This is a genomic window from Streptomyces sp. NPDC029152 (assembly GCF_055564355.1).
Genome location: NZ_JBVHWR010000006.1, coordinates 378,770 through 394,734 on the forward strand (window position 1 = coordinate 378,770; position 15,965 = coordinate 394,734).

Annotated in this window: 17 protein-coding genes; 6 read left to right on the forward strand and 11 right to left on the reverse strand. The window is 73.8% G+C overall.

Annotated elements, in window-relative coordinates; genetic code table 11:
• Positions 1–110: 110 nt before the first annotated feature.
• Positions 111–1,721, reverse strand: a complete 1,611-nt coding sequence (locus ACZ4V6_RS16015) for an MFS transporter (RefSeq protein WP_467827255.1) — start codon at positions 1,719–1,721, stop codon at positions 111–113.
• A gap of 271 nt (positions 1,722–1,992) precedes the next feature.
• Between ACZ4V6_RS16015 and ACZ4V6_RS16020 the strand changes: the two genes are divergently transcribed.
• A complete protein-coding gene (locus ACZ4V6_RS16020; protein WP_467827258.1) occupies positions 1,993–3,183 on the forward strand; it encodes a glycosyltransferase family 39 protein in 1,191 nt (396 codons plus the stop codon).
• 237 nt (positions 3,184–3,420) lie between these two features.
• Entirely contained in the window at positions 3,421–4,437 is a 1,017-nt protein-coding gene (locus ACZ4V6_RS16025) for a phosphatase PAP2 family protein (protein ID WP_467827260.1), read from the forward strand.
• A 96-nt stretch (positions 4,438–4,533) separates the two neighbouring features.
• On the opposite strand, the gene ACZ4V6_RS16030 is transcribed toward ACZ4V6_RS16025, so the two are convergent.
• Together ACZ4V6_RS16030 and ACZ4V6_RS16035 are read right to left on the reverse strand one after the other, a co-directional pair.
• Entirely contained in the window at positions 4,534–4,749 is a 216-nt protein-coding gene (locus ACZ4V6_RS16030) for an I78 family peptidase inhibitor (protein ID WP_467827263.1), read from the reverse strand.
• Positions 4,750–5,197: 448 nt separating this feature from the next.
• Entirely contained in the window at positions 5,198–6,016 is an 819-nt protein-coding gene (locus tag ACZ4V6_RS16035; protein WP_467827265.1) for a hypothetical protein, read from the reverse strand.
• A gap of 435 nt (positions 6,017–6,451) precedes the next feature.
• Between ACZ4V6_RS16035 and ACZ4V6_RS16040 the strand changes: the two genes are divergently transcribed.
• Positions 6,452–7,249 carry a hypothetical protein gene (locus ACZ4V6_RS16040; protein WP_467827268.1) on the forward strand — a complete coding sequence of 266 codons (798 nt, stop codon included), beginning with the start codon at positions 6,452–6,454 and terminating at the stop codon, positions 7,247–7,249.
• A gap of 65 nt (positions 7,250–7,314) precedes the next feature.
• Positions 7,315–7,638, forward strand: coding sequence for a hypothetical protein (locus tag ACZ4V6_RS16045; protein ID WP_467827270.1), 324 nt, complete (start codon positions 7,315–7,317; stop codon positions 7,636–7,638).
• Between the two features lie 65 nt (positions 7,639–7,703).
• On the opposite strand, the gene der is transcribed toward ACZ4V6_RS16045, so the two are convergent.
• The 5 genes from der to aroH all read right to left on the reverse strand — a co-directional run bounded on the left by der (position 7,704) and on the right by aroH (position 12,169).
• Positions 7,704–9,182, reverse strand: a complete 1,479-nt coding sequence (gene der / locus ACZ4V6_RS16050) for a ribosome biogenesis GTPase Der (RefSeq protein WP_467827273.1) — start codon at positions 9,180–9,182, stop codon at positions 7,704–7,706.
• Positions 9,183–9,241: 59 nt separating this feature from the next.
• Positions 9,242–9,844, reverse strand: a complete 603-nt coding sequence (locus ACZ4V6_RS16055; protein ID WP_467827394.1) for a lysophospholipid acyltransferase family protein — start codon at positions 9,842–9,844, stop codon at positions 9,242–9,244.
• A gap of 62 nt (positions 9,845–9,906) precedes the next feature.
• Positions 9,907–10,602, reverse strand: coding sequence for a (d)CMP kinase (gene cmk / locus ACZ4V6_RS16060; protein WP_467827276.1), 696 nt, complete (start codon positions 10,600–10,602; stop codon positions 9,907–9,909).
• Between the two features lie 122 nt (positions 10,603–10,724).
• A complete protein-coding gene (locus tag ACZ4V6_RS16065) occupies positions 10,725–11,810 on the reverse strand; it encodes a prephenate dehydrogenase (protein WP_467827278.1) in 1,086 nt (361 codons plus the stop codon).
• A complete protein-coding gene (aroH, locus tag ACZ4V6_RS16070; RefSeq protein WP_467827281.1) occupies positions 11,807–12,169 on the reverse strand; it encodes a chorismate mutase in 363 nt (120 codons plus the stop codon). Before aroH ends, ACZ4V6_RS16065 begins: the two co-directional genes overlap by 4 nt.
• A 143-nt stretch (positions 12,170–12,312) precedes the next feature.
• Here aroH and ACZ4V6_RS16075 point away from each other — a divergent pair, with 143 nt between their 5' ends.
• Together ACZ4V6_RS16075 and ACZ4V6_RS16080 are read left to right on the forward strand one after the other, a co-directional pair.
• Positions 12,313–12,738 carry a Rieske (2Fe-2S) protein gene (locus ACZ4V6_RS16075; RefSeq protein ID WP_467827284.1) on the forward strand — a complete coding sequence of 142 codons (426 nt, stop codon included), beginning with the start codon at positions 12,313–12,315 and terminating at the stop codon, positions 12,736–12,738.
• Positions 12,739–12,760: 22 nt separating this feature from the next.
• The gene (locus tag ACZ4V6_RS16080; protein ID WP_467827287.1) at positions 12,761–13,504 is read left to right on the forward strand and encodes a nucleotidyltransferase domain-containing protein; all 744 of its coding nucleotides are present in this window, start codon (positions 12,761–12,763) and stop codon (positions 13,502–13,504) included.
• Here ACZ4V6_RS16080 and ACZ4V6_RS16085 read toward each other — a convergent pair.
• The 3 genes from ACZ4V6_RS16085 to ACZ4V6_RS16095 are packed head-to-tail and all read right to left on the reverse strand — an operon-like array spanning position 13,430 to position 15,925.
• Positions 13,430–14,182 carry a nucleotidyltransferase domain-containing protein gene (locus ACZ4V6_RS16085; protein ID WP_467827289.1) on the reverse strand — a complete coding sequence of 251 codons (753 nt, stop codon included), beginning with the start codon at positions 14,180–14,182 and terminating at the stop codon, positions 13,430–13,432. The genes ACZ4V6_RS16080 and ACZ4V6_RS16085 overlap by 75 nt on opposite strands.
• Positions 14,183–14,186: 4 nt before the next feature.
• Entirely contained in the window at positions 14,187–15,209 is a 1,023-nt protein-coding gene (locus ACZ4V6_RS16090; protein ID WP_467827292.1) for an ADP-ribosylglycohydrolase family protein, read from the reverse strand.
• Positions 15,206–15,925, reverse strand: a complete 720-nt coding sequence (locus ACZ4V6_RS16095) for an NUDIX hydrolase (RefSeq protein WP_467827294.1) — start codon at positions 15,923–15,925, stop codon at positions 15,206–15,208. The genes ACZ4V6_RS16090 and ACZ4V6_RS16095 overlap by 4 nt, the downstream gene beginning before the upstream one ends.
• Positions 15,926–15,965 lie beyond the last annotated feature (40 nt).

Consider the following 15,965-nt stretch of genomic DNA (forward strand, 5'->3'; position numbering starts at 1 on the left):
ACGGTCGCACGCCGACGTTACGACGCGCCGCCTCCTACGTCCACCATGGTCGCCCACCCGTTCACCGCCGACCGGGAGGCGGACGGTGCGCGGGTGGGGGACGAGGACGGTCACACCGAGACGCGGGACTCCACGGCGTCCCGAGGGGCAGGCACCGCCACCGCCTCGCCCTCCTCCTCGCACTGCATCACCCGCGGCAGCCGCAACGCCATCACCGCCCCCAGCAGCAGAAGCCCCGCGCTCACCAGCAACGTCACGTGCAGCCCGTGCACGAACGCATCGCCCGCGGCCCGCCGCAGCGCACCCCCCGCGGCCCCCCCGAGCTGCGCGGCGACCTCGTACGCCTCCCCCAGCGAATGCCCCGCCGCCGCCGACGCCGACGCCGGCACCCCCGGCACCCCGCCCGTCAGCCCGGGCGCGTACGCCGCGTTCATCACGCTGCCCAGCAGCGCTATCCCGATCCCGGCGCCCAGCTGGTACGACGTCTCGCCGATCGCCGCCGCGCCGCCGGACTGCTCCTGCGGTGCCTCACTCAGCATCGACTCGTACGCCCCGAACAGCGTCGTCTCCAGGCCGAAGCCGAGCAGGACGAACCCGGACAGCAGCAGCGCGCGGTCGTCCGCCCGGCCCATCGCCGTCAGCAGCAGCACCGCCACCGCCGTCAGGCAGAACCCGGCGCACACCATCCGGCGCGGCCCGAACCGCCGCAGCAGACGTGCTCCCGCGAGGCCCGCCGCCATCGCCGCGAAGGTCAGCGGCAGCAGCCGCAGCCCGGTCTGGAGCGGTGACAGCCCGAGCACCAGCTGCAAGTACTGCGCCGCGAGCAGCTCCAGCCCCACCAGCGCCAGCATGGCCAGCACGATGCAGCCCACCGACGTGCTGAACGCGGGCCGCCGGAACATCCGCAGGTCCACCAGCGGATGCGTCCGGCGCCGCTGTCTCCGCACGAAGCCGGTCAGCAGGGCCGCGCCCGCCACCAGCGGCAGCACGGTGAACGCGCTCGCCGGCGGCTCACCGCCGCCGAGCCGCTTCACGCCCAGGACGACCCCGAACAGCCCGGCCGCCGCCATCAGCGCGCCGACGACGTCCCAGGGGCCGGTGCCGTCGCCCTTCGACTCGGGCAGCAGCAGCCGCCCCACCGGCAGGCTGACCAGCATCAGCGGGATGTTGACGAGGAACACCGAGCCCCACCAGAAGTGCTCCAGCAGGAAGCCGCCGAGCAGCGGCCCGACCGCCGCGCCGACCGCGGCCACGGCGCTCCAGATGCCGATGGCCAGCGCCCGCTCCCGCCGGTCGGGGAAGACCTGGCGCAGGATCGACAGCGTCGCGGGCATGATCATCGCCCCGCCGGTGCCGAGCAGCGCGCGGGCCGCGATCAGGACCTGGGCGCTCTCGGCGAGGGCCGCCAGCGCGGAGGCGAGGCCGAAGAGCGCGTACCCGAGGAGCAGGATGCGTCTGCGGCCGACCCGGTCGCCCAGCGTGCCGAAGAGGATCAGCAGCGAGGCGCAGACGAGGGGGTAGACGTCGACGATCCAGAGCAGCTCGATCGCGCCGGGCCGCAGGTCCTCCGTGACGGCGGGGACCGCCACGTGCAGGACGGTGGCGTCGACGGCGACGAGCAGCAGGCTGACGCAGAGGACGACGAGGACCACCCAGCGGTCGGCACCGGCCCCGGCCGCCCGGCGGCGCAGCACGGCGGCAGCCGTGGTCGTCCGGGACATGCGCGTACCTCCAAGATGTTCCCTCGCGTCCGGCGGGCTGCGCGGGGCGGGGACTCCCCTGCGGCTCGGCCGGAGAGGAGCGGGGGCTCCGGGCCGTGCGGCGGAACGCGAGTGGCTCGCCAGCGTACGCCAGTCCGTCGCACACCCGCGTGGTCGGGCTCACACATCCCGCGTGACCTGTGTGGTGTGCGCCACCACCGCTGCCGGCCGGCCGGGCGGGCCGCCCACCCGGCCGGCCCGCCCGCCGGGTGACCGGCGGATAATCGGGCCCGTGATCGATCTTGAAACGCGCGCGGCGGCGGACCGAGCCGGTGCCCTGCGGCGGGCCGCACCGGCGCTCCTCGGCTACGCGGCCGTCCGCGCCCTGGGCCTGGCCGTCCTCGCCCTGTGGAGCGCCGCGTGCGACAAGAGCGCGTACACGCTGCTGACCGCCCGCTGGGACTCCCTCTGGTACACCAGGGTCGCCGAGCTGGGATACGGCTACGAGGTGCGCCTGCCGAACGGTGACGTGCACTCCAACCTGGCCTTCTTCCCCCTGCTGCCCTGGCTGGAGCGGCTGGGCGCGGCCGTGGGTCCGCTGTCGTACGCCGACGCGGGGTTCGTGGTGAGTCTGCTGGCCTCGCTCGCGGCGGCCTGGGGGATCTTCGCGGTGGCGGAGCACCTGTACGACCGCCGGGCCGGGGTGTGCGTGGTGCTGCTGTGGGCCGTGCTGCCGGTGGGGGTCGTGCAGTCGATGGCGTACAGCGAGTCGCTGTTCACGGCCCTCGCCGCCTGGTCGCTGTACGCCGTGCTGACCGGACGCTGGGTGACGGCTGGGGTGCTGGCCGCGCTGGCCGGGCTGACCCGGCCGGTGGGGCTCGCGGTGGCGGCGGCGGTGTGGGCGGCCGCGATCGCGGCATTCGTGCGAAACCGGAGCGGCACCGCCGCGCACGGCGCCCTTTCCGCGCCGCGCGCCCCCGGCGGGGGCGCGCGGCGCGCGCTCGGCATGCTGCTCGCACCCCTGGGCGCCGCCGGATACGTCCTGTGGGTCGGCCACCGCACCGGCAGGGGACCGCTCGGCTATCTCGACGTCCAGGCCGGCTGGCGCAACGGCTTCGACGGCGGCGTGTCCTTCGCCCGGTTCGTCGGCGGGAAACTCACCTCGTTCCCGTCGGCCCTGGCGGGCGCCGGTCTGATCGCCGGGGTCGCCCTGCTGCTGTGGCTGTACGTCCTCTGCGTACGGCAGCGCCAGCCGCTCGCGCTGCTGGTGTACTCGGGGGTCGTCACCGCTCTCGCCCTGTGCGCGTCGAGCTACTTCGGCTCGAAGCCCCGGCTGCTGATGCCCGCCTTCCCCCTGCTGCTGCCACCGGCCCTGGCCCTGGCCCGGCTGCGGACCTCCAGGTCTGCCCTGGTGGCCGCGGGTGTCGCCGTCGTGTCGGCCGGGTACGGCGCGTTCTGGCTGAACGGCTCCGGCCCGCCCTGACCGGCCCCGCCCGCCCGATGAGCGGCGGGAGAATTCCGCACCAGCATTCGGTGAACCCATTCATAAGCACGATAAAACCGTCGACCGGGCTGATCAAAGGAATTGAAGTCCGCGGCCGGGACGGTTTGTGGATTCCGGGAAATAGACCGCTCCCTGAGAGGAATCCCACATCACATCGTCATCACAAAGCCGTTGATTCGGCGGGGATCACTCCTCACTCGCTGTAACGTCGATTGGGTGCGTACCGAACGGAACCTCACCCGTCTGGACCGGGTGTTCGCGAGACTCGACCGGGAGCCGGAACGGCCGGCCCACCTAGATGTGCCGGAGATGAGCCGGCACCGCATTGCGCTGTTCTCCGGGACCCTCGCGTTCTATATCGCGATCGTATGGGCCGTGCTGATCACCTCGTGGCTGGTCCGGCTCGACTGGCAGGTCATGTTCTTCCGGCCCTACCAGCAGTGGCCGGAGATCCACGCGTTCGTCGACTACTACGTGGTCCTCGGCCAGCGCGGTCCCACCGCGGTGATGGTCGCGGCCTGGCTCGGCTGGCGGTCCTGGCGGCAGCACACCCTGCGGCCGCTGCTCGCACTCGGCGCCTCCCTGCTGCTGCTGAACGTCACCGTCGGCGCCGCCAAGATCGGCATGGGCCGGCTGGGGCCGCACTACGCGACCACGATCGGCGCGAACGAGATGTGGCGCGGCGGCGATATATTTCCGAGCGGTCACACCGCGAACGCCGTGGTCACCTGGGGGATCCTGGCCTATCTGGCATCGACGCCGAGGGCACGGCGCTGGCTGTCGGCCCTGTCGGCGGTCACTTCTCTCGGAGTCGGGATGTCCACCGTCTACCTCGGTACGCACTGGCTCAGCGACGTGCTCCTCGGCTGGGCCGCGGGACTGCTGATCCTGCTGGCGCTGCCGTGGTTCGAGCCGCTGATCGGCCGCACCGAGGCCTGGATCCTCGGCCTGCGGGACCGCTGGTCCGCCCGGCACCGCCGTACGGAACCGGCGAAGGAGCCGGTCGCCGCCCCCGTGGTGCTCACGCACCCCGTCACCGGCCGGGAGGAGAGCCCGGCGCGCGAGCCGGTCGCCGCGTCCCGCACCCGGACCCCGGTCCACCTGGCCCCGGGTCCGCACACGACCCGCTCGGACCGCACGCCGGTCACCCCGGCGGGCAGCCGCCGTCCGCCGCACGCCGACCGCCACCCGCGCAGCACGGCCCCGGCGGCGCGGCCCCTGTCCGGCGGCTGACGGCCCACGGGCGGGGGCCGGTACGCACAAGCCCCTCCCCCGCAGCACGACGGCCCCGGTCCCCCTGTACGGGAGGACCGGGGCCGTCGGCGTGCTTCAGCCCTTCCAGGCACGGGCCACGCGGCCGTCCTTCACCTCGAAGTTGAGCCGGCCCACGCGGTACTCCATGGTGATGACCGTCCCCGGCTCCAGCGACCGCACCGTCGACCAGCCCCGGCGGCGCGCGAGCCGTTCGGCCGCCCCGGATTCGAGGCCGACGTAGGCGTCCGTACTGTCCTGGGGTTCGGCGGGAGGTGTCGGAATCGATGCCATGCCACCACGCTATGCCCTGCCCCCCGGACGGGGAAGGCCAGGCCCGTAACACAGGCCGCGGAAGCCCCTACGGTCACATTTCTGTCACAGGATCACGACACGCGTTTTGACTGAACTCCTTCACCCGGACGGGCGCTTCCGCACGTCTTCCGCGAGCCCGGTAGGGCAATTCCGGAGAACCGCACCGACCCCTCGAATAAGAGAACGGAAAAGGGCGCCGAAGCACTCGGGGATTCCGTCCCCTTTCCCTCGGGTTCCTCTCGGACGGACTCGAACGGACGTACAGGGACCGGATACCGGCACAGGAAACACACTCTTTGCTCACATGTTCCCCGTGCCCGGTCCGACGAGGACGGACGGGGCCGGCGGGCCGCGCGGCACCGGCACGGTGAAGGCGTCGAGGACCCCCGTCCGCCGGCGGTCGCGCGCGGCTCGTGTCCGCGACCGGTCAGCCGGTCAGCGCGGTGACGGCCACCGACAGGTCGTTGTCCCGCGTGTAGCAGGGGGCCGCTTCCACGGGGCCGTGCCGCGTGTCCGCGCGCGTGCCGGGGAAGACGAGGACGGGCTGCTTGTCGGCGACGTCGTCCAGCAGCCGGGCGACGCGCACGGCGGGTCCGTGCTCCCCGGCCGGCCGCAGCCACAGGTCCCACAGTCCCGGCGCGAGGGCGCCGTAGGCGATCTCGATCCGGAAGTCCGCCCGGTCGGCGGTCAGGCCGAGCCGGCGCGTGCCGGCCCGGTCCGCGCCGGTCCGGGCGTGCAGCTCGGCGTGGGCTCCGGCGGCCGGCCGGGTGCCGTAGACCCGGCCCCGTACGGTCAGCCCGTCGTCCGCGAGGCGCAGCCCGGTCGTCTCGGCGTGGGGTGCGCGCAGCCAGCTGCGGACGGTGAGGTCGCCCTGCCGGGTGGCGTAGGGGATGCGGACGGCGACGTGGCCGAGCTGACCGCTCGGGACGCGGTCGGCGAGGGGGCGCAGGTCGGTGACGCCGGGGACCAGACGCCGCGGCGCGCCGTCGGACACGCGCGCGTAGGCGTCCCAGCGGCCCTCGGGCAGGGCGACGCTGCTGGGCAGCGCGGCGCGCAGCCGCCCCTCGGCGGCCGGGGCGAGCGGCAGACCGACGGTGTCCTCGGCGCCGTCGGCGTCACGGCGGCGCAGCACCAGATGGGCCGCCCCCGTGTGGTCGTGCGCGGCGACGTCGAAGGTCAGCCCTCCGGCGGAGTCGGCGATGCAGTCGGCGCGCAGCGGGGCGGCCGACGGGGCCTGCGGCGTCATGCGGTGCGGTTCCTCCTTGTTCCTCTCCCTGTCCGGTCAGACCCGGAACGCGCCCTTCTGGTTGTCCGTGTCCGATTGCGATGCGGTCACGACCGGCGGCGACACGCCCGGCCGAGCGCGGTGGACGCGCCACGCGTCGACCGGTTCCGGCCACCCGGTACATTCGCTGATTTCCTGATTTGTCGACCTGCCGATCCAGCGACTTCCGCCGCTCCGCTCTCCACCAACTCCCCACCGTGGAACCACACTTGACGGAACCCGCCCGGCACCGCGGCCGCCCCGTTCCCGGTGCCGGGCGGTTCGATTCCGTTCGCCGAGGGGCGTGACTCCCGCCGCGGATCGCCCGTTGTCTTCAGCATGAGCCGGGGACCCACCCGGACCACGGGCCGGGAGCCACCCGACCCGGCCACGTACCGCATCCCGAGGGAGCCACCCGTGCCGCGCATGCTCGACGTCAGCGACGACGTACGCGCCGAGATCGGCGACGAAGAAGCCGACCGCCTGCTCGCCGGGGAGTCCACCCCGGGCAGCTACGACTGCACGTCCTGCCGCACTCCGGGCGACTGCGAGCAGGAGCGCACCAGCACCGTTCTCTTCGTCGGGGACGAGACCGCCGTTCTCGCCTTCGCCCACGCCGGCTGCCTGCCCTCGCAGGTCGTCAAGGTCACCGAGGAGCAGCTCCAGGGAGCCGTGAAGTCCATCAACGGCGACCCCGCCCGTCCGCAGCAGCCGCAGCCGCAGCCGGAGGCGGCCGCGGGCGAGCAGGCCGTGCTGGGCGTGACCAGCGGACTCGTCCTGATCGCCGACGAGCTGCACCCGGCCCTCGTGGTCGAGCCGACCGCCCCCATCGTGCGGCCCGGCACCACCGGTACCGGCGACGACTTCCTGCCGCTGCTCATCGAGCAGGGCTTCATGCCGGTCGTCGAGCTGTCCACCGCCCCCACCGTGCTGCACGGCTGGTCGGTGCTGCTCGCCATGGGCCAGCTGCACGCGGTGCTCCAGCCCGGAACGAACGGCGGCCGGCCGGTGGCCTGGTGGCAGGCGCACCAGCCCCTCCAGGTCACCGAGGGCTGGCGCACGGCGGCCTCCAAGCAGCAGCAGGTGCTGATGTTCGCGGCGCCGGTCGGGACGATCGGCCGGCAGCCCCGGGAGGACCTGCTGCGCGAGGCGCTGGACAGAGCGGCGGCGCACGGGCAGCTGGTCGCCGCCGCGTTGCCCCTGGCGGGGACCTGATCACCGGCCACGGGTGACCGCCGCCCCGGCCGCATCCCTTCCGGCCCGGGGTCGTTTGGACATACGTGCACGCATACGACTCCTTCCACCGCCACGGTGGCCCCTCGGCCACGCCGATCTACGACGCGCTCTACGCCGAGTACGTCAGGTCCTTCCGCTCGCTGCCGGGGGATCGCAGCGGCGAGGAGGAGCTGGAGTTCACCGGGTTCCGGAACATCCCCCGCGGCCGGGGCTACAGCGCCTACAGCGTGGGGGCCCACAGCACCCGGCCCGGCCAGCAGTCGCCGTGGCAGCGCGTCGGCCAGCTCGGCCCGCACGGCACCGGGACGATGCGCCACGTCCCGGCGGCGCTGCCGCCCGCCCCGCGCAGGGCGCCCGAACGCGGGTGAGCGGCGAGAAGGGGGCGGTCCCGGCCGGGACCGCCCCCTTCTCGCCGCTCGACGCCGCTTCTCCGCTACTTCTTCTTCGCGCCGCGCTTCTCGCGCACCCGCACCGAGATGTGGATCGGCGTCCCCTCGAAGCCGAACTCCTCGCGCAGCCTGCGCTCGATGAAGCGCCGGTAGCCCGCCTCGATGAAGCCGGAGGCGAAGAGCACGAACCGCGGGGGCTTGGTGCCCGCCTGGGTGCCGAACAGGATGCGCGGCTGCTTGCCGCCCCGCACCGGGTGCGGGTGGGCGGCGACCAGCTCGCCGAGGAAGGCGTTCAGCCGGCCCGTCGGGACGCGGGTCTCCCAGCCGGCCAGGGCCGTCTCGATCGCCGGGACGAGCTTCTCCATGTGCCGTCCGGTCTGCGCCGAGACGTTCACCCGGGGCGCCCACGCCACCTGGCCGAGCTCGGTCTCGATCTCCCGCTCCAGGTAGTAGCGGCGCTCCTCGTCGAGGGTGTCCCACTTGTTGTAGGCGACGACGATCGCGCGGCCCGCCTCGACGGCCATGGTGACGATCCGCTGGTCCTGCACCGAGATCGACTCGGAGGCGTCGATGAGGACGACGGCGACCTCCGCCTTCTCGACCGCGGCGGCGGTGCGCAGCGAGGCGTAGTAGTCGGCGCCCTGCTGGAGGTGGACGCGCTTGCGGATGCCCGCCGTGTCGACGAACTTCCAGGTCTTGCCGCCGAGCTCGATCATCTCGTCGACCGGGTCGCGGGTGGTGCCGGCGAGCTCGTTGACGACGACGCGCTCCTCGCCCGCCACCTTGTTCAGCAGCGACGACTTGCCGACGTTGGGCCGGCCGATCAGGGCGACGCGGCGCGGGCCGCCCACGGCGGTGCCGAAGGTCTGGGCCGGGGCCTCGGGCAGGGCCTCCAGCACCTTGTCCAGCATGTCGCCGGTGCCGCGGCCGTGCAGCGCGGAGACCGGATGGGGCTCCCCCAGGCCCAGCGACCACAGGTACGCCGCGTCGGCCTCGCCGCTCGGGCCGTCCACCTTGTTGGCGCACAGCACGACGGGCTTGCCGGCCTTGCGCAGCAGCCGTACGACCGCCTCGTCGGTGTCGGTGGCGCCGACCTTGGCGTCCACGACGAAGACGACCGCGTCGGCGGCCTCGATCGCGTACTCGGCCTGGGCGGCGACGGAGGCGTCGATGCCGAGGACGTCCTGCTCCCAGCCGCCGGTGTCGACGACCTTGAAGCGGCGGCCGGCCCACTCGGCCTCGTAGGTGACGCGGTCGCGGGTGACGCCGGGCTTGTCCTCGACGACCGCCTCGCGGCGGCCGATGATGCGGTTCACCAGGGTCGACTTGCCGACATTGGGGCGGCCTACGACGGCGAGGACGGGCAGCGGGCCGTGCCCGGCCTCCTCGATGGCGCCCTCGACCTCCTCCAGGTCGAAGCCCTCTTCCGCGGCGAGCTCCATGAACTGCGCGTATTCGGCGTCGCCAAGCGCCCCGTGGTCGTGCTCCTCGCCCGAACCCTCGGAGTGGATGTCGTCGTTCATGAAGTCCGTACCTCGTTCATCGTGGTGATCGGTGGAAGACCCCTGTACCGGGTGATCCACTACTCGGGTGTCGCCTGGCGGCCGGTGAGCCGCCTGGCGTTCTCCAGGTGCGCGGTGAGCTGCTTCTGGATGCGTTCGGTCGCCTCGTCCAGCGCCTTGCGGGTGCGCCGTCCGCTGCCGTCGCCCGCGTCGAAGGGGTCGCCGAAGACGACGTCGACGCGGGAGCGCAGGGGCGGCAGCGCCTTTATCAACCGTCCGGGCCGCTCGGAACTTCCCAGGACGGCGACCGGGACGATCGGGGCGCCGCCGCGCACGGCGAAGTAGGCGAGGCCGGCGCGCAGCGAGGCGAAGTCGCCCTGGCCCCGGGTGCCCTCCGGGAAGATGCCCAGCACACCACCGCTCGCCAGCACGCCGAGCGCCCGGGCGATGGCCGTGCGGTCGGTGGAGTGGCGGTCCACCTTCAGCTGGCCGATGCCGGTCAGGAACTGCCCGAGCGGTCCGACGAACGCCTCCTTCTTGATCAGGAAGTGCGTCGGCCGGGGCGCCACGCCCATGACCATCGGGCCGTCGATGTTGTGCGCGTGGTTGACGGCGAAGATCAGCGGGCCGGTCGTGGGCACCCGCCAGGCGCCGAGCACGCGCGGTTTCCACAGGCCGTACATCAGGCCGACGCCGATGCGCCGCCCGACCTCGGCGCCCTTCTCGGAGGGGACGGAGGGTGAGGTCACTTACTCGCCCGCTTCTCCTCGACGAGGGTGACGACGCACTCGATGACCTGCGGCAGGGTGAGCTCGGTGGTGTCCACCTCGACCGCGTCGTCCGCCTTGGCGAGCGGCGAGGTCTTGCGGCTGGAGTCGGCCGCGTCCCGCTTGATCAGGGCCTCGCGGGTGGCCTGCACGTCGGCGTCCTTGAGCTCGCCGCTGCGCCGGGCGGCGCGGGCCTCCGGCGAGGCGGTCAGGAAGATCTTCAGGTCGGCGTCGGGCAGCACGGTCGTACCGATGTCGCGGCCCTCGACGACGATGCCCCGCTCGGCGGCGGCGGCGATGGTGCGCTGCAGCTCGGTGATCCGGGTCCGCACCTCGGGGACGGCGCTGACCGCGCTCACCTTGGAGGTGACCTCCTGGGTGCGGATCGGGCCGGCCACGTCCACTCCGTCGACCGCGATGGTCGGGCCCGCCGGGTCGGTGCCGGAGACGATCTCGGGCTTGCCGGCCGCGGCCGCGACGGCGTGCGGGTCGGCTATGTCGATGCCGTTGGTCACCATCCACCACGTGATCGCCCTGTACTGCGCACCGGTGTCCAGGTAGCTCAGGCCGAGCTGTGCGGCGACGGCCTTCGACGTGCTCGACTTGCCCGTGCCGGAGGGGCCGTCGATCGCGACGATCACGGCCGGGGCGGTCGGGGCGGCGCCGTTTTCCACGGGGGGACACCTTCCTGGTGCGGTGCGGTGGGTGGTGTGCGGGACGCGAGCGCGTCCCGCACAAGGTTACTGGGTCCGCGGGGCCCCTCCGACAGGCGCATGACCCCGCCCGGCCCCGTGCGTCACTGCCGGATCGCCCAGCCCCGTTCCTTCAGGGCCGCCGTCAGCACGGCGGCGGCCCTCGGCTCCACCATCAGCTGCACCAGACCGGCCTGCTGCCCGGTGGCGTGCTCGATCCGCACGTCCTCGATGTTGACGCCGGCCCGGCCCGCGTCCGCGAAGATGCGGGCGAGCTGTCCCGGCTGGTCGTCGATGAGGACGACCACGGTCTCGTAGGCGCGCGGCGCGGAGCCGTGCTTGCCGGGGACCCGGACCTGGCCGGCGTTGCCGCGCCGCAGCACCGCCTCGATGCCGGCGCTGCCCTCGCGGCGCTTGTCGTCGTCGGAGGACTGCAGGGAGCGCAGGGCCCGCACCGTCTCCTCCAGGTCGGCGGCGACGTCGCCGAGCAGGTCGGCCACCGGCCCCGGGTTGGCGGACAGGATGTCGATCCACATCCGGGGGTCGGAGGCGGCGATCCGGGTCACGTCGCGGATGCCCTGCCCGCACAGCCGCACGGCGGCCTCCTCGGCGTGCTCCAGGCGGGCGGCGACCATGCTGGAGACCAGGTGGGGCATGTGGGAGACGAGCGCCACGGCGCGGTCGTGGGCGTCGGCGTCCATCACGACCGGCACGGCCCGGCAGTGCGAGACCAGTTCGAGCGCGAGGTTGAGCACCTCGGTGTCGGTGTCCCGGGTCGGGGTCAGCACCCACGGGCGGCCCTCGAAGAGGTCTCCGGTGGCGGCCAGCGGGCCGGACTTCTCGCGGCCGGACATGGGGTGGGTGCCGATGTACGCGGAGAGGTCGGCCCCGCGCGCCTCCAGCTCGCGCCGGGGGCCGCCCTTGACGCTGGCCACGTCGATGTAGCCGCGGGCGAGCCCGCGCTCCATGGCGTCGGCGAGCACGTCGGCGACCAGGGCCGGCGGGGCCGCGACGACGGCGAGGTCGACGGGGCCCTCGGGCGCCTCGTCGGTGCCGGCGCCGAGGGCGGCGGCGGTGCGGGCCTGCTCGGGGTCCCGGTCGGCGAGGTGCACGACGACGCCCCGCCCGGTCAGGGCGAGGGCGGCGGAGGTGCCGATGAGGCCGGTGCCGATGACGAGTGCGGTTCTCACTGGGCGATGTCCTTGCGCAGGGCCGCGGCGGCGCCGAGGTAGACGTGGGCGATGTCGGCGCGGGGCCGGTCGGACTCGATGTGGGCGAGGACCCGGACGACGCGCGGCATGGCGCCCTCGACGTCCAGTTCCTGGGCGCAGATCAGCGGGACGTCGGTGATGCCGAGCTTGCGGGCGGCGGCGGCCGGGAAGTCGCTGCGCAGGTCGGGTGTGGCCGTGAACCAGATGCTGATCAGGTCGTCGCCGGTCAGCCCGTTGCGCTCCAGGACGGCGGTCAGCAGGGCCGCGACCCGCTCGTCCATGTGCCCGGCTTCGTCCCGTTCCAGTTGGACGGCGCCCCGGACCGCTCGTACCGCCACGGCGATGCTCCTTGCTGACGTGCGTTTCGGCTCTTGGTCCGTCCAGCGTAGTCAGCCCGCGCCGGACCGGTGTGCGGCGCCCGTCTCCTGAGACGCTGGTCCCGGCTTCGGCCACCCGCCCCTCTCACCCCCGGAGCGACGACATGACGCACAGCCCGGCCCGACGTACGGTCCTTCTCTGCACGGGCGCGACGACGCTCGCCGTGAGCTGCGGCGGCGGGGGCGGGGACGGGGGCGGCGGGGGCGGGGGCGGTGACAGCGGCTCCCCGTCCGTCCCGCCGGGGCGGGAGCTGGCGGCGACGGACGACATCCCGGTCGGCGGCGGCAAGATCTTCGACGCCGAGAAGGTCGTGGTGACCCAGCCGGAGCAGGGCGACTTCAAGGCCTTCTCCGCGGTCTGCACCCACCAGGGCTGCCTCGTGTCCCGGGTGCGCAACGGCACCATCGACTGCGCCTGCCACGGCAGCAGGTTCTCCGTCGCCGACGGCGCGGTGGAACAGGGCCCGGCCACCGAGCCGCTGCCCTCGAAGCGGATCACGGTGGAGGGAAATTCGGTCCGCCTGGTGTGAGGGGTCCGCGTACGCTCCCGGCATGCACCCCGAGACGTTGGTACGCGACCACACGATCTACGCCTGTGTCATGGGTTCGCGCGCCTTCGGTCTGGCGACGGAGGACAGCGACACGGACCGCCGGGGCGTCTTCCTCGCCCCGACCCCGCTGTTCTGGCGCTTCGAGAAGCCGCCGACCCACGTCGAGGGACCGGCCGAGGAGCAGTTCGGCTGGGAGCTGGAGCGCTTCTGCGAGCTGGCGCTGCGCGCGAACCCGAACATCCTGGAGTGCCTGCACTCCCCGCTCGTGGAGTACGCCGACGCCACCGGTCGCGAACTCCTCGCGCTGCGCGAGGCGTTCCTCTCCCGCCGGGTCCACGGGACGTTCACCCGCTACGCCCACGGCCAGCGCCGCAGGCTGGACGCCGACGTGCGCACGCACGGCGCCCCGCGCTGGAAGCACGCGATGCACCTGCTGCGGCTGCTGACGTCGGCCCGTGACCTGCTGCGCACGGGCACGCTCACCGTCGACGTCGGCGACCGGCGCGAGGCGCTGCTCGCCGTGAAGCGCGGCGAGGTGCCCTGGCCGGAGGTGGACGCCCGGATGGCCCGCCTGGTGGAGGAGGGCGAGCAGGCCGTCCGCCGCAGCCCGCTCCCCGACGAACCGGACCGGCGCCGCGTGGAGGACTTCCTCGTCCGCGTGCGCCGTGCCTCAGCCCTCCAGGCGGGTCCGCACGACGAAGTCGTGCAGGGCGTCGTAGGCGGCCGGGGCGCCGGGCAGCACTGACGCGGCCTGTGCCTCGTCCAGCACCGCGTGCAGCCGCTCCGCGTCGGCCCGCACGCGCGCGTGGCCGACATCGGCGGCGCCGTGCTCGCGCTCGGCCTTGGCGGCGATCAGCTCCGGCAGGTACGCCGGGGCGGCGTCGACCTCCCCGGCGAGCGTGGGCAGATGGGGCTGCACCTCGCCGGCGCGCATCAGGTGGATGCCGGTGAGCAGGACCCGGAAGGTGTACAGCAGCGGCTTGAGCTCGCCGCTCCTCTCGAACAGCCGCCACTGGGTCCGCGCGAACCCCCGGTAGTGGTGGGCGTGGTGGCCGGTGAGCACGCCCGGTGCGAGCGCGGCCAGTTCCCGGTGGGCGTCGGTGGTGTGCACGACCAGCGGCGACAGCAGCTGCTCCAGCACATAGCCGTTGCGGCGGAGCATCAGCCGGACGAACTTGCGCAGGTCGTGCGTGACGAGGTCCATCTCGACGCCGTCCCGGTCCCACATCCGGGACCGCGTCTCCTCCGGCTCGCGCAGCCCGACCAGGTCGGCGGCGGGCAGCAGGTGGACGCCGCGCAGGTCGACGTCCGAGTCCCGGGAGGGGAAGCCGTAGAGGTGGGCGCCGGAGACGGTGGCGAACAGCACCGGGAAGGGCTGCTCGGCCACCACCGGGGCCAGGTCGGTGTCCAGGGCGTCGATCATGCGCTCAAGCGTCCCAGAGCGCCCCGAGCTCCAGCAGCCCGGTCCGGTACTCGATGCGGTCGGCCCACGCGGGCGGCCACGCGTCGGCCCCCAGGTGGGCACCCGCGAAGGCGCCCGCGAGGCAGGCGATGGAGTCGGAGTCGCCGGAGGTGCAGGCGCCCCGGCGCAGGGCGGTCAGCGGCTCGTCGACGAAGAGCAGGAAGCAGAGCAGCCCGGCCGCCACGGCCTCCTCGGCGATCCAGCCCTGGCCGACCGCGAGGCACGGGTCGGTCTCCGGCGAGACGGTGCGCACCGCGTGCTGGAGCCGGTCGAGCGCCGCCAGGCACTCGTCCCAGCCGCGGGCGATGAAGTGCTCGGGCGTGGGGTCCTGGGCGCGGGTCCACAGGTCGCCGAGCCAGCGCTCGTGGTAGCGGGTGCGGTTGTCGTAGGCGTACGACCGCAGCAGCCCGACCAGTCCGGTCGGTTCGGCGCCCTCGGCGAGCAGCCGCACGGCGTGCGCGGTGAGGTCGGAGGCGGCGAGCGCGGTGGGGTGCCCGTGGGTGAGGGCGGACTGCAGCTGGGCGGCGCCGGCGCGCTGTTCGTCGCTCAGCCCGGGGACGAGTCCGACGGGGGCGACGCGCATGTTGGCGCCGCAGCCCTTGGAGTGGATCTGGCTGGCGTCCTGCCAGGGGCGGTCCTCCCGCTCCAGGAGGTCGCAGGCCCTGAGGCAGGTGTTGCCCGGGGCCCGGTTGTTCTCCGGCGACCGGTTCCAGGCGATGAACTCCCGCCGTACGGGCCCGGTCATCCCCTCCGGCGTCAGGCTCCCGTGGTCCATGGCCGTCCGCAGCCCCCGCCCCAGCGCCAGTGTCATCTGGGTGTCGTCGGTGACGATCGCCGGCCGGGGCAGTTCCATCTTCCGCCACGGCCCGCATGTGGCGAGGATCGACGGGACGTCGTTGAACTCGGTGGGGAAGCCCAGCGCGTCCCCGAGGGCGAGTCCGGTGAGCGCGCCGGTGGCGGCGCGCTTGGTGACGGTGGTCGTGGTCATGCGGGGCGTCCTTCCCGAGGTGCGCGGAGCAGGGGCGGGTGCAGGGCGGTGGCCGGGCCGGCGCGGTACAGCGCGGCCGGTTTGCCGCGGCCTCCGGTCAGGCGGGCGGCACCGGGGACCGCTTCGACGAAGCCCGGGGTGGCGAGGACCTTGCGGCGGAAGTTGGGCCGGTCCAGGGCCGTGCCCCACACCGTCTCGTAGACCTGTTGCAGCTCGCCGAGCGTGAACTCGGCCGGGCAGAAGGCGGTGGCCAGGCAGGTGTACTCCAGCTTGGCGCCGACGCGTTCCCGGGCGTCGGCCAGGATCCGGTCGTGGTCGAAGGCGAGGCCCCGGGCCTCGTCGTACGGGACCCAGCGGGCCTCGGCCGCGTCGGTGCCGGCCTCCGGCTCGGGAGGATCGGGCAGCAGTGCCGTGAAGGCGACGGAGACGACCCGCATCCGGGGGTCGCGGCCGGGCTCGCTGTAGGTCCGCAGCTGCTCCAGGTGCAGTCCGGTCACGTCCGCGAGGCCCGTCTCCTCGGCCAGCTCCCGGCGGGCCGCCTCCTCCGCCGACTCCCCGGGCAGCAGGAAGCCGCCGGGCAGGGCCCAGCGGCCGGCGTACGGCTCCTGGCCCCGTTGGACGAGCAGCACGTGCAGCGCGCCCGCGCGGAGCGTGAGGACGGCGAGGTCGACGGTGACGGCGAAGGGCTCGAAGGCGTGCTTGTCGTAGCCGAGCACGGGCGGCCACCCCCTTAATAGTCACTCAGACTATAAAAGG

Excerpts from the sequence above, each read along its gene's own strand:
- ACZ4V6_RS16015 (WP_467827255.1), bottom strand. The coding sequence starts at position 1,721 with ATGTCCCGGACGACCACGGCTGCCGCCGTGCTGCGCCGCCGGGCGGCC.
- ACZ4V6_RS16030 (WP_467827263.1), bottom strand. The coding sequence starts at position 4,749 with ATGGCATCGATTCCGACACCTCCCGCCGAACCCCAGGACAGTACGGAC.
- ACZ4V6_RS16035 (WP_467827265.1), bottom strand. The coding sequence starts at position 6,016 with ATGACGCCGCAGGCCCCGTCGGCCGCCCCGCTGCGCGCCGACTGCATC.
- der (WP_467827273.1), bottom strand. The coding sequence starts at position 9,182 with ATGAACGACGACATCCACTCCGAGGGTTCGGGCGAGGAGCACGACCAC.
- ACZ4V6_RS16055 (WP_467827394.1), bottom strand. The coding sequence starts at position 9,844 with ATGTACGGCCTGTGGAAACCGCGCGTGCTCGGCGCCTGGCGGGTGCCC.
- ACZ4V6_RS16075 (WP_467827284.1), top strand. The coding sequence starts at position 12,313 with ATGACGCACAGCCCGGCCCGACGTACGGTCCTTCTCTGCACGGGCGCG.
- ACZ4V6_RS16080 (WP_467827287.1), top strand. The coding sequence starts at position 12,761 with ATGCACCCCGAGACGTTGGTACGCGACCACACGATCTACGCCTGTGTC.
- ACZ4V6_RS16085 (WP_467827289.1), bottom strand. The coding sequence starts at position 14,182 with ATGATCGACGCCCTGGACACCGACCTGGCCCCGGTGGTGGCCGAGCAG.
- ACZ4V6_RS16090 (WP_467827292.1), bottom strand. The coding sequence starts at position 15,209 with ATGACCACGACCACCGTCACCAAGCGCGCCGCCACCGGCGCGCTCACC.